This window comes from Vibrio salinus (assembly GCF_021272385.1).
In the GTDB taxonomy this organism is placed as follows: Bacteria; Pseudomonadota; Gammaproteobacteria; order Enterobacterales; family Vibrionaceae; genus Vibrio; species Vibrio salinus.
In genome coordinates this window covers 1-20,854 of the sequence record NZ_JAJSDZ010000007.1, presented here as the reverse complement: position 1 = coordinate 20,854, position 20,854 = coordinate 1, and the positions used below count along the sequence as shown (strand labels likewise).

The window sequence follows — 20,854 nt, the reverse complement described above, 5'->3', positions numbered from 1 at the left end:
AATGTTTTTGGTTCGTTATAATTAGCGACTTAGGATAGTTCAACTGAGTAATATTATGGCTGCTCCCAAACCCGATAACCGGTATCGCAAAAATCAGGACTCTCAGGTCGAAGCAATTAAGACACCTCCACATTCACTGGAAGCGGAGCAATCTGTCTTAGGCGGGCTTTTATTAGATAACGAGCGTTGGGATACTGTCGCTGAGCGGGTCGTCAGTACCGATTTTTACAGTCGGCCTCATCGCCTTATATTTGATGGTATTAAAAGCGTCTTGGAAGCAAGTAAGCCTCTGGACTTAATCACCTTATCTGAGCATCTTGAGCAAAGAGAGCAGTTAGATGATATTGGCGGTTTTGCTTATCTGGCCGATCTGGCAAAAAATACTCCGAGTGCTGCCAATATTAATGCTTATGCAGATATTGTGGCGGAACGGGCATTAGTTCGTAATCTTATTGGTGTGGCAAATGAAATTGCTGATGCGGGGTATGACCCTCAGGGGCGTAATTCTGAAGATCTTCTTGATCTGGCTGAAAGTAAAGTATTTGCTATTGCTGAAGCCCGGACTAATGAAAATGAGGGACCCAGGAATGTAGATTCTATTCTGGAAAAAACGCTCGAAAGGATTGAACTGCTTTATAAGAGTCCTCAGGATGGTGTAACGGGGGTGAATACCGGCTTTACAGATCTTAATAAGAAAACGGCCGGGTTGCAGCCTTCCGATTTAATTATTGTCGCGGCTCGTCCATCCATGGGTAAAACCACATTTGCAATGAATTTGTGCGAAAATGCGGCTATGGAGCAAGATAAGCCTGTGCTTATCTTTTCTTTAGAGATGCCTTCAGAGCAGATTATGATGCGTATTCTTGCTTCTCTTTCCCGGGTCGATCAGACAAAAATTCGGACCGGTCAGTTGGACGATGAAGATTGGGCCCGTATTTCTTCGACCATGGGAATACTGATGGAGAAGAAAAACATGTTTATTGATGATAGTTCAGGTCTGACACCAACTGAATTACGTTCCAGAGCGCGTCGTCTCGCCCGTGAGCATGGTGGTTTATCCATGATTATGGTCGACTATTTGCAGTTAATGAGAGTGCCTTCCATCTCAGATAACCGAACATTGGAGATTGCGGAAATTTCCCGCTCTCTTAAAGCGTTGGCGAAAGAATTGAACGTTCCGGTTGTTGCCCTTTCTCAGTTAAACCGTTCATTGGAGCAACGGGCAGATAAACGCCCTGTTAACTCGGATTTACGTGAATCCGGATCCATAGAGCAGGATGCGGATTTAATCATGTTTATTTATCGCGATGAAGTGTATCACCCTGACAGCCCTATGAAAGGAACTGCTGAGATTATTCTTGGTAAGCAACGTAATGGTCCGATTGGTTCTGTACGTTTGACATTTCAGGGCCACTTTTCCCGTTTCGACAATTATGCCGGGCCTGCTTTTGATGATGAGTAGCATTGCTACTCATTATTTATATTGAAAAATAAGTACTTATTCTCCTTGTATTGTTGCTACAACTACCCGGTTTCCTCCATGATCTCTGTGTTCGCCAAAATAAATACCCTGCCAGGTTCCTAATGCCAGATGACCATTCCGAATTGGGATCTGTATATCCGGGCCTATGATGGATGCTTTAATGTGTGCAGGCATATCGTCACTGCCTTCATAGGTGTGCCGGTAGTACGTTGCCTGTTCGGGAACAAAGTGATTAAAGTGTTGTTCCATATCAGAACGAACAGTGGGATCGGCGTTTTCATTGATTGTTAAGCTGGCAGAAGTATGTTGTATGAACAGATGAAGCATACCTGCAGAGATCGAAGACAGTTCTGGTAACTGCTCTAGTATCTCTGAGGTAATGAGATGAAACCCTCTTTTTCTTGCCTGTAACGTTATTGTTTTTTGTATCCACATAACGATCGCCTATCAGTTTAATAGCAAATTTCAATGTTATCTCTATAGTGAGTTTGAATAGATTGCAATACAATAGCAACAGAAGTCGTAGATTCTTGATTATGATTAATGGGATTTGAGCTAAAACATAATTTCGCTTCGAAAATTAAGTATAATCTTCGCATTTATCTCATTCTTACAAATGCATAGGGGGCCTGTTACTACTATCTTTTAGTAACAGAGTTAAGCACATAAATATCGGGAAAGATATCATGTTAAAAAACATTAACCCAACAGAAACCGCTGCTTGGGCCGCTCTTACTGAGCACTTCGAACAAACAAAACAAACCACATTAAAAGACTTATTTTCAAAGGATTCGAATCGTTTTGAACAATTCTCAAAACGTTTTGGTGATGACATCCTTGTCGATTATTCAAAAAACCTGGTAACAAAAGAAACGTTAAAACTTTTGTTGGATCTTGCTGAACAAACGGATCTGAAATCAGCAATTCAGGCTATGTTTAGCGGCGAAAAAATTAATAAAACAGAAGATCGCTCAGTGCTTCATGTAGCTTTGCGTAATCGCAGCAATACTCCCATTTATTCCGATGGTGAAGATGTCATGCCAGCTGTTAATGCTGTGCTGGAAAAAATGAAAGTATTTTCTGAAAAAGTGATCTCCGGAAACTGGAAAGGTTATACCGGCAAATCGATTACGGATGTTGTTAACATCGGTATTGGCGGCTCTGATCTTGGTCCTTATATGGTAACGGAAGCTCTGAAACCTTATAAAAATCACCTGAACCTGCATTTTGTTTCCAACGTCGACGGAACTCATATTGCGGAAGTGCTGAAAAAAGTTGATCCTGAAACAACGATGTTTTTAGTCGCATCCAAGACATTTACCACTCAGGAAACAATGACAAACGCACATACTGCGCGGGACTGGTTCTTATCATCTGCAAAATCAGAATCCGAAGTCGCTAAACACTTTGTAGCCTTATCGACAAATTCCGAAGCGGTTTCTGCCTTTGGTATTGATACAGAGAATATGTTCGAATTCTGGAGCTGGGTTGGTGGACGTTATTCCCTATGGTCAGCTATCGGCTTGTCTATCATTCTGGGCATCGGTTTCGATAACTTTACTGAGCTGCTTAGTGGTGCTCACGAAGTGGATCAATATTTTGCAGAGACACCATTTGAAGATAATATTCCGGTTATTATGGCGTTAATCGGTATCTGGTATAACAACTTTTATGGAGCAGAGTCAGAAGCTATTTTACCGTATGATCAATACATGCACCGTTTTGCTGCTTATTTTCAGCAGGGTAATATGGAATCAAATGGTAAGTATGTTGATCGTAACGGTAACCCTGTTGATTATCAGACCGGGCCAATCATCTGGGGTGAACCAGGAACAAATGGTCAGCACGCTTTTTATCAGCTGATTCATCAGGGAACCAAAATGATTCCATGTGACTTTATTGCACCAGCGATTTCACATAATCCGACTTCGGATCATCATTCGAAATTATTGTCTAATTTCTTTGCTCAAACGGAGGCACTGGCGTTTGGCAAAACGAAAGAACAGGTTGAGGCTGAGTTCGTTAAAGCGGGTAAGAAAGCTGAAGATGTTACTGAATTGGTTCCTTTCAAAGTATTTGAAGGTAACAGACCAACAAACTCTATTCTTATGAAGGAAATCACTCCTCGTTCATTGGGTAATCTGATTGCAATGTATGAGCATAAGATCTTCACTCAGGGTGTTATCTGGAATATTTTCACTTTTGATCAGTGGGGTGTTGAACTGGGTAAACAACTTGCCAGTGCAATTCTTCCTGAACTGGAAAGCTGTGAAAAAGTGGCAAGTCATGATAGCTCTACAAATGGTTTGATCAATGCTTATAAAGCGATGAGATAAAACAGACAGTTTTAATTAGTGATAATAAAAAGCTTGGCATTTGCCAAGCTTTTTAATTTGAGATGGGTGCTTCTTAGTCAATATCATTCAAAGCATATTTCAATAAAGGCATTTCCCCATTGAGAAGAAAACGGCATGATAATGATTGAGCCTTCGCATTTATGCCGAATAGTGTGTCCTCTTCCTGATACGACAACAGGTGTGGCCATATCAAAGTCGAATCCACTTTCAGCCAGAATTCTTTTAGCGCCACCTGTGACCATATTGGTGATTTCACCAACCATGTCAGTTACTTCTTCATTCAGGCCATTCGGTCTTTCACCAAGCATATTTTGCATGATTTCCAGCGCGAGGCTTTCATCAAAAGTAATGGACATGGAACCGCGAGTTTTATCGCCGACCATACCTATCAAACCAGAGACATCACCGCGAGCGATTTCATCTTTTTTGATCCGAGGTTTTTGAGGCTTTAGCTCTAGAGAGGCCATTGTTTTCAGCACATTCATCAACGATGCCAAAAATGGATTTACAAATTCTGCTCGCATAATATTCTTCTATCTTTAACTCTTTCCTCTGGAGGCGCACGTTTTACAAATACCATGAGACTCTATGACATGATTTGTTACTTGAAATTCGTGTTTCTCCGCATTTCTCTCTAATGAATCTACCAGTTGTTCGTCTTCCAATTCAATTACATTATGACACTTATCACATATCAGTAAATGAAAAAAATGCTTATGTGCATTGCACGAACAACATAAAATAAAGCTATTTGAAGATTCAACTCTGTGAATAAATCCTTGTTCCATTAAAAAATCCAGTGCCCGGTATACAGTTGGCGGTTTTGCTTGTGGTTCGCTTTTTTGCAATTCTTCAAGCAGCTCGTATGCACTGAATGCCTTTTTACTGGAGCATATCAATTCAAAAACTCTTTTTCTTTGTGCTGTTAATCGAACACCTCTGGTCGCACAAATATTTTCAATTTTTTTGGTTAATTTGGGGTCCAAACTTATCACCATAGCCATTGGACTTTAATAATAATATATCATTTTAGGTTCAATACCGTTATCTTTGCGCCATTATTGTGTAGTTTATAGCGTTATTCTATTTCAGTTTTCTAAAATAATATGCCTAAGGTACCTTATCTTGCTGAGAAACGGTAGCTTTTAGGTAATGATAATTATAAAAGTAGCATAGAAAGCATAAAAAGTTTCGGCTATCTGATGATTTATGAAAGGAATTTCTACTGAAATAGCCGATGTTTTTATTTTATCCATGCAGACAGTATCCTTTGGATATTTCTGCTGTAGTTGATTCATGTGCTTTTTATGAATGGTGAAATTAAAGCTAAGTAGCATCAAGTCGATTAGTTTCTTTCGTAATGAATTCGTTTATTGATAGTGATGATACTTTTTTTGAAGGTTGTGTTTTCTCCGTGTACTATGCGCTCATCTGATTTAACAAATACTGTCGCTTTGTAGCGTGGTTCACCATTGCTGAGTGTTCGATGCTCAATGTTAAAGAATGCCATAAATCCCTCTCTTCGGATCCTCTTTCAGTCATGGGATCTCTTAGAGGAGGCTATAACAGTTTATTCAGCGTATTTGAAAGAAGCCCTAGGAAATGAAAATTGATGAGAAATTCTATTGAAGCCAATGATATAGAAAGGATTAAAGGCAGTTACAGTGCTAGCCGTTTCAGCGTTGCACCCATGCTCGATTGGACAGATCGTCATTGCCGTTATTTCCATCGTCTCCTGACAACTCAGTCGTTGCTTTATACTGAGATGGTCACCACCGGAGCGATTATTCATGGCCGGGGCGATTTTCTTAAGTATGATGAAAAGGAACATCCGGTTGCTTTGCAGCTTGGTGGTTCTAATCCTGAAGATCTGGCGCAATGTGCAAAGCTGGCATCGGAACGTGGCTATGATGAAATCAATCTGAATGTTGGTTGTCCTTCAGATCGGGTTCAGAATGGACGGTTTGGTGCTTGTCTGATGGCCGAGGCAACGTTGGTATCTGAATGTGTCGCATCAATGAGAGAAGTGACTGATGTCCCGGTGACAGTTAAAACGAGGATCGGCATCGATGATTTGGACAGCTATGAATTTTTAACCGATTTTATCGGTGTTGTTTCTGAAAAAGGTTGCTGTAACCAGTTTATTCTCCATGCGAGAAAAGCTTGGCTGAATGGATTAAGCCCGAAAGAAAACCGGGAAATACCGCCTCTTGATTACCCGAGAGTTTATCAGTTGAAGAAAGATTTCCCTCATCTTTTTATTTCAATGAATGGCGGGATAAAATCTTTGAAGGAATCACTGGATCATTTGCAGTATCTGGATGGTGTCATGGTCGGCCGGGAAGTTTATCAGAATCCTTATCTTCTTGCCGAGGTTGATCAGCGAATCTTTGGTTTGGATTTACCGGTCAGGAAACGTTCCGACGTAGTCCGGGATATGTACCCCTACATTGAGACCCAATTAGCTAATGGGGCAAATTTAGGTCATATTTCCCGTCATATGATTGGTCTTTTTCAGAATATGCCCGGCGCCCGTCAGTGGCGTAGATACATCAGTGAAAATGCTCATAAGAAAGGAGCGGGCGTAGATGTTCTGGAAGCGGCCTTAGCCAAAATCCCTACTGAGTTGGGTGTTTAAAACTAACCATAAATTGGTTAGTTTGACGATTTTTAGAAAAGAACAGTCTTGTTATAATAGTTTGGATGTTCTTTTTTCTTATTAATCAGTTGGTTAAATATATCCTGTTAATTGGTATAAGTTTTGCTATTTCCTCGATATCAGAGAGCGTTAATCAGGAGACGATAGTGTTTGAATTATTTATTTTTTTAATCTTCGTGTCATCACTCTTTATATTTGGTCTTTCCGTCCTTGGTATGAGCATCGCTTTTATTGTGTCTGTGCTGATCATGATATTGTTCGGGATGTTTGCATTTGCGTTGAAGATAGCCCCATGGATTATCATCATTGTAATTGCGATTTGGTGGTTCAGGAAAGATAAGGCCTGAATCGTGGCTTCTATTTCTCATTTCTATAAATTTAATATTGATACATTTAGTTAACATTTCAATTGTAATCTATTATTAGTAGTGCCAGTAGTGGATTTATGCTTCTTTAGAATTGAGGTGTGTAAGATGACTATCGATGAATTACAAAGTTTATATAAGGGAAATATGCTTGTAGAAGCGATTATCGAGCCATTTTCTGAAGAGGGTAAGTGGATAGTGGAATTCAGACACGCTCATGGTGGTTTTGTTGTGATAACCGATCCAAATGGTGGGGAATGCCATTACAGCAATATTGATCATGCCTCCCGTACGGCAATGGAAGTTGGGTTTAAACAGGTCCGGATAGAGTCATCCAAATAATCCTTCTTCTTCCTAAAAGTTATAAAACATACTCATATATTCTTTCTTGTTATTAGTTGGGGTGGTTAATCTATCGTCACGCAATGAAAAAGGAAGTCGTGACGATGTCTTCAGCAAATAATAATCCTAATGAACTGGCAGTCTTAGCCAGTCCTTTGAATGATTCTCAGATAAATCAGTTACAGCAGACTGCTTCGCAATTATCTTCATCTCAACTTGCTTGGGTGAGTGGGTATCTGTGGGGATTAAGCCAGTCTCAGGGGGCGACAACATCTGCTTTGGCTTCTTCTGGCCATAGTAGTCAAAGCGCGGGAAAACTTACCATTATATATGCATCGCAAACCGGTAATGCAAAAGGGGTAGCGGAAACACTTGAGAAAGAAGCAAAAGCGCTAAGTATTCCTGTTCGGTTATGTGATGCTGCTGATTATAAAGGAAAAGAATTAGCCAAAGAAACACATGTGATTATTGTGTCTTCTACGAATGGTGAAGGTGAAGCCCCTGATAACGCATTGGCTTTACATGAGTTTTTGCAATCCAAAAAAGTGCCTAAATTGCCTAACCTGAAATATGGCGTGCTAGGGCTGGGCGATTCAAGTTATGAATTTTTTTGTCAGACAGGCAAAGATTTTGACTCGTTTTTGGCAAAACAGGGAGCAACTGCTTTCATCGAAAGAGTGGATTGCGATGTTGATTATGAAGAAGATGCGGCTCAATGGAGAAAGCAGGCGCTTGAATTAGTAAAAGAGTCACTTAGTGAAGCGTCACCACTTTCTCCGTTTGAGAATGTGAATTCTGTACCTTCTGAATCTGTATATAGTAAGCAGAACCCGTTTGAAGCAACGCTTCTGACCAGTCAGAAAATTACCGGGCGGGATTCAGGTAAAGATGTCCGTCATATCGAGATTGATCTGGACGGTTCTGATATTACCTACCAACCGGGTGACGCTCTCGGGGTCTGGTATGAAAACAGTTCAGAATTGGTCGAAAATATACTCAGTTCAGTTAATCTGGATGGAAATGAAACAGTTGACATTGATGGGGATAAATTACCCGTGCGTGATGCATTAACCGGAAAGTTTGAAATTACGCTATCTAATCCTCAGTTCATTTCCAAAATTGCTGAATTTTCAAAGTCTGAAGCATTAGCTGCTTTGGTTGGTAATAAGGAAGAATTAAGACATTTCTCTGCAAATCATCAGATTATTGATGTGTTGAAACAAGCTGAAGTTACATTAAATGCAGAACAGTTGGTGGGAACGCTTCGCCGTTTAACGCCTCGTTTATATTCAATTGCTTCAAGTCAGAGTGAAGTTGATCAGGAAGTACATCTTACCGTTGGTGTTGTTGAATATGAGCAGAATGGGGAACTCCGTCAGGGTGGTGCATCCGGCTTTTTAGGTAAACGTCTGGAAGAAGGTGATTCAGTAAAAGTCTTTATTGAGAACAATAATAACTTCAAACTTCCACAGGATAATAATGCACCGGTCATTATGATTGGGCCGGGAACGGGGATAGCACCTTTCCGAAGTTTTATTCAGGAAAGAGAGAATCTGGGGGCTCAGGGTAAGAACTGGTTGTTCTTTGGAGACCGGACATTTACTCAGGATTTTCTCTATCAGGTTGAATGGCAAAAGTATCTTAAGTCAGGCATTTTGAGTCGTTTGGATGTTGCCTTTAGCCGGGATCAGCATGAGAAAGTGTATGTTCAACATCGCATTCTTGAAAATGCAGAACAGGTATGGAGCTGGATTCAGGACGGTGCATATATTTACGTCTGTGGTGATGCAACCCGAATGGCGAAAGATGTGAATGATGCGCTGGTGACCGTGGCGGAGCAGAATGGCGCAATGACTCGTGAACAGGCAGAGACATTTATCAACGAGTTAAGAAAAGCGAAACGTTATCAGAGGGATGTATACTAATGAGCACTAAAATTGAAAATAATATTCAGGAAGTTTTAGGTGAAGTGCTTGGGCCACTTTCGGATAACGAGCGTCTGAAAGGAGAAAGTGATTTTTTACGTGGCACGATCGAATTTGATCTTAAAGATCGGATTACGGGAGGATTTACTGCCGATAACTTTCAGCTAATTCGTTTCCACGGCATGTATCAGCAGGATGACAGGGATATTCGTGCTGAACGGACCAAACAAAAATTAGAGCCTCTACATAATGTAATGCTTCGTGCCCGTATGCCTGGTGGTATTATTAAACCAGAACAGTGGCTGGCCATCGACAAATTTGCGACAGAACATACGATGTATGGAAGTATTCGCCTGACAACCCGTCAGACTTTTCAGTTCCATGGTGTGCTTAAGCCGGATATCAAACTGATGCATAAAACGTTGAATCAGATTGGTATTGATTCCATTGCGACGGCTGGCGATGTTAACCGTAATGTGCTTTGTACCTCGAATCCGATAGAGTCTGAGCTGCATCAGGAGGCTTACGAATGGGCGAAAAAAATTAGCGAACACTTATTACCTAAGACGCGTGCTTATGCTGAAATCTGGTTAGATGGTGAGAAAGTTGAAACCACAGATGAAGAGCCGATTTTAGGTAGTACATACCTTCCGCGAAAATTTAAAACAACCGTCGTAATACCACCTCATAATGATATTGATGTTCATGCAAACGACCTGAACTTCGTTGCGATTGCTGAAGATGGGAAATTAGTTGGTTTTAATGTTTTGGTTGGTGGTGGTCTTGCCATGACTCATGGTGATAAATCTACTTATCCCCGCCGGGCGGATGAATTTGGTTTTATTCCATTAGAACATACGCTCGCTATTGCTGCTGCAGTTGTGACAACTCAGAGAGATTGGGGGAATCGATCTAACCGTAAAAATGCGAAAACAAAATATACGTTGGATCGCGTTGGTATTGATGTGTTTAAAGCCGAAGTTGAAAAACGAGCAGGCATTCAATTTTCAGAAACCAAACCCTATGAGTTTACTACCCGTGGAGATCGGATTGGCTGGGCTGAGGGAATTGATGGAAAATTTCATCTGGCCTTGTTCATTGAGAATGGTCGTTTGTTAGATTATCCGGGAAAACCTCTGAAGACAGGTGTCGCCGAAATTGCCAGAATTCATCAGGGTGATTTCCGTATGACGGCAAATCAAAATCTGATCGTTGCCGGGGTACCTGCAGACCAAAAAGACATTATAGAGAAAATAGCTCGTGAGCATGGTTTGATGGATGACTCGGTCTCCATGCAACGCATTAATTCAATGGCTTGTGTTGCTTTCCCTACTTGTCCTCTAGCCATGGCCGAGGCTGAACGTTTTCTTCCGGATTTCGTTACAAATGTGGAAGGTATTCTGAGTAAACACGGTATTGATGAAAAAGAAAGTATCATCCTCCGGGTGACGGGATGTCCAAATGGTTGTGGCCGTGCCATGCTGGCTGAGATAGGGTTAGTGGGTAAAGCTCCGGGTCGTTATAACCTTCATTTAGGGGGGAATAAAGCCGGGACCCGAGTGCCCAAAATGTTCAAAGAAAACATAACCGAGGCACAGATCCTGAAAGAAATCGATCAATTAGTTCAGCGCTGGGCGTCAGAAAGGGATGATGGGGAAAGCTTTGGTGATTTTGTTATCAGAGCTGGAATAATTAAAGAAGTCTTTGTTTCAAAGAGGGATTTTCATGACTGAAGGTTTGCTTTATAAGCCAGATCTTTCAGAGTTACTTTCAATGACTAAGGGACAGCAATCGCTGCGCCTTGCTGAGTTGAATGGGTATCTGGAGACTCTGACTACTCAAAAAAGGATTGAATGGGCGTTAGAAAATTTGCAGGGAACGTTTGCTGTTTCGTCTAGCTTCGGTATTCAGGCCGCGTTGATGCTTCATTTAGTTACTCAAATAAAGAAAGACATTCCGATCGTTCTTACCGACACCGGATATTTGTTTCCTGAAACATATCAGTTTATTGAGTATTTAACGGATAAACTTGATTTGAATTTGAAAGTCTACCGGGCTGACCATACTCCCGCATGGCAGGAGGCGAGTTTTGGTAAACTGTGGGAGCAGGGAATCGAAGGTATTACCAAGTACAACCATATTAATAAAGTTGAGCCAATGAAGCGGGCTTTACATGATTTGAATGTAGGAACCTGGTTTTCAGGGTTACGTAGAGAGCAATCAGAATCAAGAGCTCATCTGCCAATCCTTGCTGTTCAAAATGGCGTGTTCAAATTTTTGCCAGTGGTTGATTGGTCGAATAAAGACGTTCATTATTATTTGGAAGAATTTGGTTTGCCATACCATCCACTTTGGGAAGAGGGATATTTATCAGTTGGTGATATCCATACAACCCGTAAGTGGGAACCCGGAATGAAAGAAGAAGAGACCCGGTTTTTTGGATTAAAGAGGGAATGTGGCCTTCATGAAGATGATGGTGAGCTTGATGGTTCAGGGATCTGATCCTTTTTCTGTAAGAATAGAAGGAGCTTTTTAAAGGCTCCTTCTTTTTATTGTGGATAACTCAGTGAGTAACCTGTTCCTATTTGGTGACTAAAGTTGAATAAATAAAGGGTTGAACGAACATCCGGCAATTAAACGTTATTTTTTAGTTTTTTCCGAAAAAGTACTTGCTAATGTGACAATGCTCTCTATAATGCGCAACCACTGACACGGCAACGGTTCAAAAAGAACAGAAAGCTAGTGACAGCAAGGTCTGACGGTAAGACGAAATAATAAAAAAGTGTTTGACACTTAAGATTATCTCGCTAGAATGACCGCCTCTTCAGTAAGTAATTACGAAGAGAAAGCTCTTTAACAATATAAACCTATCAATCTGTGTGGGCACTCGTCGGATAAACATCCAAAAGATTTTATCAATGATACGGGTGACCAAAACGAACAGGATTTCTTTTTAGAATGAATGTTTGGCACAGTCAATTCAACATAACATTACTTTTAATAAAGTAGTGCATGTTATCAGTATTCATTGAGCCGTTTCTCTTTTTTAAGAGAAACACAAAACTTTAATTGAAGAGTTTGATCATGGCTCAGATTGAACGCTGGCGGCAGGCCTAACACATGCAAGTCGGGCGGTAACAGGAGAAAGCTTGCTTTCTTGCTGACGAGCGGCGGACGGGTGAGTAATGCTTAGGAAGTTGCCCGGTAGAGGGGGATAACCATTGGAAACGATGGCTAATACCGCATAATACCTATGGGTCAAAGCGGGGGCTCTTCGGACCTTGCGCTACCGGATACGCCTAAGTGAGATTAGCTGGTTGGTGAGGTAAGAGCTCACCAAGGCGACGATCTCTAGCTGGTCTGAGAGGATGATCAGCCACACTGGAACTGAGACACGGTCCAGACTCCTACGGGAGGCAGCAGTGGGGAATATTGCACAATGGGGGAAACCCTGATGCAGCCATGCCGCGTGTATGAAGAAGGCCTTCGGGTTGTAAAGTACTTTCAGCAGTGAGGAAGGGTGACAGATTAATACTCTGTTATTTTGACGTTAGCTGCAGAAGAAGCACCGGCTAACTCCGTGCCAGCAGCCGCGGTAATACGGAGGGTGCGAGCGTTAATCGGAATTACTGGGCGTAAAGCGCATGTAGGTGGTTGATTAAGTCAGATGTGAAAGCCCGGGGCTTAACCTCGGAATCGCATTTGAAACTGGTTGGCTAGAGTACTGTAGAGGGGGGTAGAATTTCAGGTGTAGCGGTGAAATGCGTAGAGATCTGAAGGAATACCGGTGGCGAAGGCGGCCCCCTGGACAGATACTGACACTGAGATGCGAAAGCGTGGGGAGCAAACAGGATTAGATACCCTGGTAGTCCACGCCGTAAACGATGTCTACTTGGAGGTTGCGGCCTTGAGCTGTGGCTTTCGGAGCTAACGCGTTAAGTAGACCGCCTGGGGAGTACGGTCGCAAGATTAAAACTCAAATGAATTGACGGGGGCCCGCACAAGCGGTGGAGCATGTGGTTTAATTCGATGCAACGCGAAGAACCTTACCTACTCTTGACATCCAGAAAATCCTTTAGAGATAGAGGAGTGCCTTCGGGAATTCTGAGACAGGTGCTGCATGGCTGTCGTCAGCTCGTGTTGTGAAATGTTGGGTTAAGTCCCGCAACGAGCGCAACCCTTATCCTTGTTTGCCAGCACTTCGGGTGGGAACTCCAGGGAGACTGCCGGTGATAAACCGGAGGAAGGTGGGGACGACGTCAAGTCATCATGGCCCTTACGAGTAGGGCTACACACGTGCTACAATGGCGTATACAGAGGGCGGCCAACTTGCGAAAGTGAGCGAATCCCAAAAAGTACGTCGTAGTCCGGATTGGAGTCTGCAACTCGACTCCATGAAGTCGGAATCGCTAGTAATCGTGGATCAGAATGTCACGGTGAATACGTTCCCGGGCCTTGTACACACCGCCCGTCACACCATGGGAGTGGGCTGCAAAAGAAGCAGGTAGTTTAACCTTCGGGAGGACGCTTGCCACTTTGTGGTTCATGACTGGGGTGAAGTCGTAACAAGGTAGCGCTAGGGGAACCTGGCGCTGGATCACCTCCTTACACGATGATGGTTATTGTCGAGTGTTCACACAGATTGATGGTTTGTATGTTTTAGAAAGATTCAGGGGCTATAGCTCAGCTGGGAGAGCGCTTGCCTGGCAGGCAAGAGGTCTGCGGTTCGATCCCGCATAGCTCCACCATCTTTAAGTGTTCTTTTCTTTGTGAATGGGAAGAGAATGGTTAAACATGGTTCTTTATGAATCACGCTCTTTAACAATTTGGAAAGCTGACAAAGCAGTTTTGTTTTTAAACAAAACTGTTTGTAAAAGTTCTCAATACTTTCTTGTATAAGAAAGACCAACACAATCAAGTGTTCTTGGAAATTGAGTCCGGCAATATCATAGTCTGCCGCATGTATAAAAATGGCAGACAAATCTTGGTGACAAGACCACATTCCGAAACTTTTTCGGGTTGTATGGTTAAGTGACTAAGCGTACATGGTGGATGCCTTGGCAGTCAGAGGCGATGAAGGACGTACTAACTTGCGATAAGCTCAGATGAGGCAGTAAGAGCCACCTGAATCTGAGATTTCCGAATGGGGAAACCCACTTACAGCAGTAAGTATCATTAAGTGAATACATAGCTTAATGAGGCGAACCGGGAGAACTGAAACATCTAAGTACCCCGAGGAAAAGAAATCAACCGAGATTCCGAAAGTAGCGGCGAGCGAAATCGGAGTAGCCCTTAAGCTGATACAGTGTCAGGTGAAGTGTCTGGAAAGGCACGCGATACAGGGTGACAGCCCCGTAACTGACGGCATTGTATAAGTGAAATCGAGTAAGGCGGGACACGTGATATCCTGTTTGAAAATGGGGGGACCATCCTCCAAGGCTAAATACTCCTGACTGACCGATAGTGAACCAGTACCGTGAGGGAAAGGCGAAAAGAACCCCTGTGAGGGGAGTGAAACAGAACCTGAAACCGTGTACGTACAAGCAGTAGGAGCCTACTAGTTAGGTGACTGCGTACCTTTTGTATAATGGGTCAGCGACTTATATTCAGTGGCAAGGTTAACCGATTAGGGGAGCCGTAGCGAAAGCGAGTGTTAACTGCGCGTTTAGTCTCTGGATATAGACCCGAAACCGAGTGATCTAGCCATGGGCAGGTTGAAGGTTGAGTAACATCAACTGGAGGACCGAACCGACTAATGTTGAAAAATTAGCGGATGACCTGTGGCTAGGGGTGAAAGGCCAATCAAACTCGGAGATAGCTGGTTCTCCCCGAAAGCTATTTAGGTAGCGCCTCGGACGAATACTACTGGGGGTAGAGCACTGTTAAGGCTAGGGGGTCATCCCGACTTACCAACCCTTTGCAAACTCCGAATACCAGTAAGTACTATCCGGGAGACACACGGCGGGTGCTAACGTCCGTCGTGGAGAGGGAAACAACCCAGACCGCCAGCTAAGGTCCCAAATTACAGCTAAGTGGGAAACGATGTGGGAAGGCTCAGACAGCTAGGATGTTGGCTTAGAAGCAGCCATCATTTAAAGAAAGCGTAATAGCTCACTAGTCGAGTCGGCCTGCGCGGAAGATGTAACGGGGCTAAGTTGTAAACCGAAGCTGCGGCAATGCGATTTATCGTATTGGGTAGGGGAGCGTTCTGTAAGCCGCTGAAGGTGTGTGGTAACGCACGCTGGAGGTATCAGAAGTGCGAATGCTGACATGAGTAACGATAATGGGGGTGAAAAACCTCCACGCCGGAAGACCAAGGGTTCCTGTCCAACGTTAATCGGGGCAGGGTAAGTCGACCCCTAAGGCGAGGCTGAAAAGCGTAGTCGATGGGAAACGGGTTAATATTCCCGTACTTCTTACTGTTGCGATGGGGGGACGGAGAAGGCTAGATGAGCCTGGCGATGGTTGTCCAGGTTCAAGTGCGTAGGCTTAAGAGTCAGGTAAATCCGGCTCTTTTTAAGGCTGAGACACGATGTCGAGCCACTAAGGTGGTGAAGTCATTGATGCCATGCTTCCAGGAAAAGCCTCTAAGCTTCAGACAGTAAGGAATCGTACCCCAAACCGACACAGGTGGTCGGGTAGAGAATACCAAGGCGCTTGAGAGAACTCGGGTGAAGGAACTAGGCAAAATGGTACCGTAACTTCGGGAGAAGGTACGCTCCTGATGGTGAAGTCCCTTGCGGATGGAGCTGACGGGAGTCGCAGATACCAGGTGGCTGCAACTGTTTATTAAAAACACAGCACTGTGCAAAATCGTAAGATGACGTATACGGTGTGACGCCTGCCCGGTGCCGGAAGGTTAATTGATGCTGTTAGACTTTGGTCGAAGCGGTTGATCGAAGCCCCGGTAAACGGCGGCCGTAACTATAACGGTCCTAAGGTAGCGAAATTCCTTGTCGGGTAAGTTCCGACCTGCACGAATGGCGTAATGATGGCCACGCTGTCTCCACCCGAGACTCAGTGAAATTGAAATCGCTGTGAAGATGCAGTGTACCCGCGGCTAGACGGAAAGACCCCGTGAACCTTTACTACAGCTTGGCACTGAACATTGAGCCTACATGTGTAGGATAGGTGGGAGGCTATGAAACACAGTCGCCAGATTGTGTGGAGCCATCCTTGAAATACCACCCTTGTATGTTTGATGTTCTAACTTGGTCCCCTAATCGGGGATGAGGACAGTGCCTGGTGGGTAGTTTGACTGGGGCGGTCTCCTCCCAAAGAGTAACGGAGGAGCACGAAGGTGGGCTAATCACGGTTGGACATCGTGAGGTTAGTGTAATGGCATAAGCCCGCTTGACTGCGAGAGTGACGGCTCGAGCAGGTGCGAAAGCAGGTCATAGTGATCCGGTGGCTCTGAATGGAAGGGCCATCGCTCAACGGATAAAAGGTACTCCGGGGATAACAGGCTGATACCGCCCAAGAGTTCATATCGACGGCGGTGTTTGGCACCTCGATGTCGGCTCATCACATCCTGGGGCTGAAGTCGGTCCCAAGGGTATGGCTGTTCGCCATTTAAAGTGGTACGCGAGCTGGGTTTAGAACGTCGTGAGACAGTTCGGTCCCTATCTGCCGTGGGCGTTGGAAGATTGAAGGGGGCTGCTCCTAGTACGAGAGGACCGGAGTGGACGAACCTCTGGTGTTCGGGTTGTGATGCCAATCGCATTGCCCGGTAGCTAAGTTCGGAATCGATAACCGCTGAAAGCATCTAAGCGGGAAGCGAGCCCTGAGATGAGTCTTCCCTGGCACTTTAAGTGTCCTGAAGGGTTGTTCGAGACCAGAACGTTGATAGGCAGGGTGTGTAAGCGTTGTGAGGCGTTGAGCTAACCTGTACTAATTGCCCGTGAGGCTTAACCATACAACACCGAAAAGGTTTTGGCGGACTCAAGAGAGAATCTTGGTTGTGGGTTGAGAATAAGACAGCTTTCTGAATTAACGAATTTGCCTGGCGGCCATAGCGATTTGGACCCACCTGATCCCATGCCGAACTCAGAAGTGAAACGAATTAGCGCCGATGGTAGTGTGGGGTTTCCCCATGTGAGAGTAGGACATCGCCAGGCTTTTATTTTGCTTGCTTATTGATTTAAGCAAGTCACCATAAGACTTTAAAAAAGATTAGAGTTTTATGTTGACTTTCAAAGTGGGTAGCGTATTATACGCGTCCTGCTTAAGTGCTAACGCACTGAAAGCAAAGCTCTTTAACAATATAAACCTATCAATCTGTGTGGGCACTCGTCGGATAAACATCCAAAAAATTTTATCAATGATACGAGTGACCAAAACGAACAGGATTTCTTTTTAGAATGAATGTTTGGCACAGTCAATTCAACATAACATTACTTTTGATAAAGTAGTGCATGTTATCAGTATTCATTGAGCCGATGCTAAGGCATCAAAAAACTTTAATTGAAGAGTTTGATCATGGCTCAGATTGAACGCTGGCGGCAGGCCTAACACATGCAAGTCGGGCGGTAACAGAAGAAAGCTTGCTTTCTTGCTGACGAGCGGCGGACGGGTGAGTAATGCTTAGGAAGTTGCCCGGTAGAGGGGGATAACCATTGGAAACGATGGCTAATACCGCATAATACCTATGGGTCAAAGCGGGGGCTCTTCGGACCTTGCGCTACCGGATACGCCTAAGTGAGATTAGCTGGTTGGTGAGGTAAGAGCTCACCAAGGCGACGATCTCTAGCTGGTCTGAGAGGATGATCAGCCACACTGGAACTGAGACACGGTCCAGACTCCTACGGGAGGCAGCAGTGGGGAATATTGCACAATGGGGGAAACCCTGATGCAGCCATGCCGCGTGTATGAAGAAGGCCTTCGGGTTGTAAAGTACTTTCAGCAGTGAGGAAGGGTGACAGATTAATACTCTGTTATTTTGACGTTAGCTGCAGAAGAAGCACCGGCTAACTCCGTGCCAGCAGCCGCGGTAATACGGAGGGTGCGAGCGTTAATCGGAATTACTGGGCGTAAAGCGCATGTAGGTGGTTGATTAAGTCAGATGTGAAAGCCCGGGGCTTAACCTCGGAATCGCATTTGAAACTGGTTGGCTAGAGTACTGTAGAGGGGGGTAGAATTTCAGGTGTAGCGGTGAAATGCGTAGAGATCTGAAGGAATACCGGTGGCGAAGGCGGCCCCCTGGACAGATACTGACACTGAGATGCGAAAGCGTGGGGAGCAAACAGGATTAGATACCCTGGTAGTCCACGCCGTAAACGATGTCTACTTGGAGGTTGCGGCCTTGAGCTGTGGCTTTCGGAGCTAACGCGTTAAGTAGACCGCCTGGGGAGTACGGTCGCAAGATTAAAACTCAAATGAATTGACGGGGGCCCGCACAAGCGGTGGAGCATGTGGTTTAATTCGATGCAACGCGAAGAACCTTACCTACTCTTGACATCCAGAAAATCCTTTAGAGATAGAGGAGTGCCTTCGGGAATTCTGAGACAGGTGCTGCATGGCTGTCGTCAGCTCGTGTTGTGAAATGTTGGGTTAAGTCCCGCAACGAGCGCAACCCTTATCCTTGTTTGCCAGCACTTCGGGTGGGAACTCCAGGGAGACTGCCGGTGATAAACCGGAGGAAGGTGGGGACGACGTCAAGTCATCATGGCCCTTACGAGTAGGGCTACACACGTGCTACAATGGCGTATACAGAGGGCGGCCAACTTGCGAAAGTGAGCGAATCCCAAAAAGTACGTCGTAGTCCGGATTGGAGTCTGCAACTCGACTCCATGAAGTCGGAATCGCTAGTAATCGTGGATCAGAATGCCACGGTGAATACGTTCCCGGGCCTTGTACACACCGCCCGTCACACCATGGGAGTGGGCTGCAAAAGAAGCAGGTAGTTTAACCTTCGGGAGGACGCTTGCCACTTTGTGGTTCATGACTGGGGTGAAGTCGTAACAAGGTAGCGCTAGGGGAACCTGGCGCTGGATCACCTCCTTACACGATGATGGTTATTGTCGAGTGTTCACACAGATTGAAGGTTTATGTCGTTTAAGAGTATCTTAGTGTCCCGTTCGTCTAGAGGCCTAGGACACCGCCCTTTCACGGCGGTAACAGGGGTTCGACTCCCCTACGGGATACCATTGGGTCGTTAGCTCAGTTGTAGAGCAGTTGACTTTTAATCAATTGGTCACAGGTTCGAATCCTGTACGACCCACCATTTCCTGCCACAGGAAAACAAATATTGTGGGCGATTAGCTCAGTTGGGAGAGCACCTGCCTTACAAGCAGGGGTCACTGGTTCGAACCCGGTATCGCCCACCACTCTCTAACTATTTTTGGACATGGATTCCAACCACTTCATTGCATGTACGTGGTTGGAATTTTTGACGGCTGAATAGCCATCCGAGAGTCGTTAGAAAGTGCCTTTCTTTTGGTAGAAAGTAGCATTGCTCTTTAACAATTTGGAAAGGCTGGACAAAGCAGTTTTGTTTTTAACAAAACTGTTTGTAAAAGTTCTCAATACTTTCTTGTATAAGAAAGACTCAACACAATCAAGTGTTCTTGGAAATTGAGTCCGGCAATATCATAGTCTGCCGCATGTATAAAAATGGCAGACAAATCTTGGTGACAAGACCACATTCCGAAACTTTTTCGGGTTGTATGGTTAAGTGACTAAGCGTACATGGTGGATGCCTTGGCAGTCAGAGGCGATGAAGGACGTACTAACTTGCGATAAGCTCAGATGAGGCAGTAAGAGCCACCTGAATCTGAGATTTCCGAATGGGGAAACCCACTTACAGCAGTAAGTATCATTAAGTGAATACATAGCTTAATGAGGCGAACCGGGAGAACTGAAACATCTAAGTACCCCGAGGAAAAGAAATCAACCGAGATTCCGAAAGTAGCGGCGAGCGAAATCGGAGTAGCCCTTAAGCTGATACAGTGTCAGGTGAAGTGTCTGGAAAGGCACGCGATACAGGGTGACAGCCCCGTAACTGACGGCATTGTATGAGTGAAATCGAGTAAGGCGGGACACGTGATATCCTGTTTGAAAATGGGGGGACCATCCTCCAAGGCTAAATACTCCTGACTGACCGATAGTGAACCAGTACCGTGAGGGAAAGGCGAAAAGAACCCCTGTGAGGGGAGTGAAACAGAACCTGAAACCGTGTACGTACAAGCAGTAGGAGCCTACTAGTTAGGTGACTGCGTACCTTTTGTATAATGGGTCAGCGACTTATATTCAGTGGCAAGGTTAACCGATTAGGGGAGCCGTAGCGAAAGCGAGTGTTAACTGCGCGTTTAGTCTCTGGATATAGACCCGAAACCGAGTGATCTAGCCATGGGCAGGTTGAAGGTTGAGTAACATCAACTGGAGGACCGAACCGACTAATGTTGAAAAATTAGCGGATGACCTGTGGCTAGGGGTGAAAGGCCAATCAAACTCGGAGATAGCTGGTTCTCCCCGAAAGCTATTTAGGTAGCGCCTCGGACGAATACTACTGGGTAGAGCACTGTTAAGGCTAGGGGGTCATCCCGACTTACCACCCTTTGCAAACTCCGAATACCAGTAAGTACTATCCGGGAGACACACGGCGGGTGGCTAACGTCCGTCGTGGAGAGGGAAACAACCCCAGGCCATAACCGCCAGCTAATGTCCCAAATTACAGCTAAGTGGGAAACGATGTGGGAAGGCTCAGACAGCTAGGATGTTGGCTT

General features: G+C 44.6%; 12 protein-coding genes, 4 tRNA genes and 5 rRNA genes. 17 read left to right on the top strand and 4 right to left on the bottom strand.

Annotated elements, in window-relative coordinates:
- Window positions 1-55: 55 nt before the first annotated feature.
- Window positions 56-1,462: a replicative DNA helicase gene (locus tag LRQ06_RS05820; RefSeq protein WP_232765493.1), complete on the top strand. Its 1,407-nt coding sequence runs from the start codon at window positions 56-58 to the stop codon at window positions 1,460-1,462.
- Between the two features lie 36 nt (window positions 1,463-1,498).
- Here the strand turns inward: LRQ06_RS05820 and LRQ06_RS05815 are convergent, their stop codons facing one another.
- Window positions 1,499-1,918 carry a secondary thiamine-phosphate synthase enzyme YjbQ gene (locus LRQ06_RS05815; protein ID WP_232765492.1) on the bottom strand — a complete coding sequence of 140 codons (420 nt, stop codon included), beginning with the start codon at window positions 1,916-1,918 and terminating at the stop codon, window positions 1,499-1,501.
- A gap of 251 nt (window positions 1,919-2,169) precedes the next feature.
- Here LRQ06_RS05815 and pgi point away from each other — a divergent pair, with 251 nt between their 5' ends.
- Window positions 2,170-3,819, top strand: a complete 1,650-nt coding sequence (pgi, locus tag LRQ06_RS05810) for a glucose-6-phosphate isomerase (RefSeq protein WP_232765491.1) — start codon at window positions 2,170-2,172, stop codon at window positions 3,817-3,819.
- A gap of 83 nt (window positions 3,820-3,902) precedes the next feature.
- Here the strand turns inward: pgi and LRQ06_RS05805 are convergent, their stop codons facing one another.
- The 3 genes from LRQ06_RS05805 to LRQ06_RS05795 all read right to left on the bottom strand — a co-directional run bounded on the left by LRQ06_RS05805 (window position 3,903) and on the right by LRQ06_RS05795 (window position 5,350).
- The gene (locus LRQ06_RS05805) at window positions 3,903-4,364 is read right to left on the bottom strand and encodes a chemotaxis protein CheX (protein WP_232765490.1); all 462 of its coding nucleotides are present in this window, start codon (window positions 4,362-4,364) and stop codon (window positions 3,903-3,905) included.
- Between the two features lie 15 nt (window positions 4,365-4,379).
- Complete coding sequence (locus LRQ06_RS05800) at window positions 4,380-4,838, bottom strand: Fur family transcriptional regulator (RefSeq protein WP_232765848.1); 459 nt, start codon at window positions 4,836-4,838, stop codon at window positions 4,380-4,382.
- Between the two features lie 347 nt (window positions 4,839-5,185).
- Window positions 5,186-5,350 (bottom strand): hypothetical protein, encoded by a 165-nt coding sequence (locus LRQ06_RS05795; protein ID WP_232765489.1) that lies wholly within the window; start codon window positions 5,348-5,350, stop codon window positions 5,186-5,188.
- 102 nt (window positions 5,351-5,452) lie between these two features.
- Between LRQ06_RS05795 and dusA the strand changes: the two genes are divergently transcribed.
- The 15 genes from dusA to LRQ06_RS05720 form a co-directional block, all read left to right on the top strand.
- Window positions 5,453-6,478, top strand: coding sequence for a tRNA dihydrouridine(20/20a) synthase DusA (gene dusA, locus LRQ06_RS05790; protein WP_232765488.1), 1,026 nt, complete (start codon window positions 5,453-5,455; stop codon window positions 6,476-6,478).
- 167 nt (window positions 6,479-6,645) lie between these two features.
- Window positions 6,646-6,846, top strand: a complete 201-nt coding sequence (pspG, locus tag LRQ06_RS05785) for an envelope stress response protein PspG (protein ID WP_232765487.1) — start codon at window positions 6,646-6,648, stop codon at window positions 6,844-6,846.
- 126 nt (window positions 6,847-6,972) lie between these two features.
- Window positions 6,973-7,206 (top strand): hypothetical protein, encoded by a 234-nt coding sequence (locus tag LRQ06_RS05780; protein WP_232765486.1) that lies wholly within the window; start codon window positions 6,973-6,975, stop codon window positions 7,204-7,206.
- A 104-nt stretch (window positions 7,207-7,310) separates the two neighbouring features.
- Window positions 7,311-9,131: an assimilatory sulfite reductase (NADPH) flavoprotein subunit gene (locus LRQ06_RS05775; protein ID WP_232765485.1), complete on the top strand. Its 1,821-nt coding sequence runs from the start codon at window positions 7,311-7,313 to the stop codon at window positions 9,129-9,131.
- Window positions 9,131-10,864 (top strand): assimilatory sulfite reductase (NADPH) hemoprotein subunit, encoded by a 1,734-nt coding sequence (cysI, locus tag LRQ06_RS05770; protein ID WP_232765484.1) that lies wholly within the window; start codon window positions 9,131-9,133, stop codon window positions 10,862-10,864. Before LRQ06_RS05775 ends, cysI begins: the two co-directional genes overlap by 1 nt.
- Entirely contained in the window at window positions 10,857-11,633 is a 777-nt protein-coding gene (locus tag LRQ06_RS05765; RefSeq protein ID WP_232765483.1) for a phosphoadenylyl-sulfate reductase, read from the top strand. Before cysI ends, LRQ06_RS05765 begins: the two co-directional genes overlap by 8 nt.
- 564 nt (window positions 11,634-12,197) lie before the next feature.
- Window positions 12,198-13,739: ribosomal RNA gene (locus tag LRQ06_RS05760) — 16S ribosomal RNA — on the top strand.
- Between the two features lie 64 nt (window positions 13,740-13,803).
- A tRNA-Ala gene (locus LRQ06_RS05755) sits at window positions 13,804-13,879 on the top strand.
- A gap of 277 nt (window positions 13,880-14,156) precedes the next feature.
- Window positions 14,157-17,046, top strand: a 23S ribosomal RNA gene (locus LRQ06_RS05750).
- Window positions 17,047-17,132: 86 nt separating this feature from the next.
- Window positions 17,133-17,248, top strand: a 5S ribosomal RNA gene (gene rrf / locus LRQ06_RS05745).
- Between the two features lie 343 nt (window positions 17,249-17,591).
- Window positions 17,592-19,133: ribosomal RNA gene (locus tag LRQ06_RS05740) — 16S ribosomal RNA — on the top strand.
- Window positions 19,134-19,200: 67 nt separating this feature from the next.
- Window positions 19,201-19,276, top strand: a tRNA-Glu gene (locus LRQ06_RS05735).
- Window positions 19,277-19,278: 2 nt separating this feature from the next.
- A tRNA-Lys gene (locus LRQ06_RS05730) sits at window positions 19,279-19,353 on the top strand.
- Between the two features lie 28 nt (window positions 19,354-19,381).
- Window positions 19,382-19,456, top strand: a tRNA-Val gene (locus tag LRQ06_RS05725).
- 341 nt (window positions 19,457-19,797) lie between these two features.
- Window positions 19,798-20,854 (top strand): 23S ribosomal RNA (locus tag LRQ06_RS05720); the annotation flags it as partial.

Bases quoted from the DNA above. Each gene is read 5' to 3' on its own strand.
- dusA (WP_232765488.1), top strand. From the start codon at position 5,453: ATGAGAAATTCTATTGAAGCCAATGATATAGAAAGGATTAAAGGCAGT.
- cysI (WP_232765484.1), top strand. From the start codon at position 9,131: ATGAGCACTAAAATTGAAAATAATATTCAGGAAGTTTTAGGTGAAGTG.
- LRQ06_RS05795 (WP_232765489.1), bottom strand. From the start codon at position 5,350: ATGGCATTCTTTAACATTGAGCATCGAACACTCAGCAATGGTGAACCA.
- LRQ06_RS05800 (WP_232765848.1), bottom strand. From the start codon at position 4,838: ATGGTGATAAGTTTGGACCCCAAATTAACCAAAAAAATTGAAAATATT.
- LRQ06_RS05805 (WP_232765490.1), bottom strand. From the start codon at position 4,364: ATGCGAGCAGAATTTGTAAATCCATTTTTGGCATCGTTGATGAATGTG.
- pgi (WP_232765491.1), top strand. From the start codon at position 2,170: ATGTTAAAAAACATTAACCCAACAGAAACCGCTGCTTGGGCCGCTCTT.
- LRQ06_RS05775 (WP_232765485.1), top strand. From the start codon at position 7,311: ATGTCTTCAGCAAATAATAATCCTAATGAACTGGCAGTCTTAGCCAGT.
- LRQ06_RS05815 (WP_232765492.1), bottom strand. From the start codon at position 1,918: ATGTGGATACAAAAAACAATAACGTTACAGGCAAGAAAAAGAGGGTTT.
- LRQ06_RS05765 (WP_232765483.1), top strand. From the start codon at position 10,857: ATGACTGAAGGTTTGCTTTATAAGCCAGATCTTTCAGAGTTACTTTCA.
- LRQ06_RS05820 (WP_232765493.1), top strand. From the start codon at position 56: ATGGCTGCTCCCAAACCCGATAACCGGTATCGCAAAAATCAGGACTCT.
- LRQ06_RS05780 (WP_232765486.1), top strand. From the start codon at position 6,973: ATGACTATCGATGAATTACAAAGTTTATATAAGGGAAATATGCTTGTA.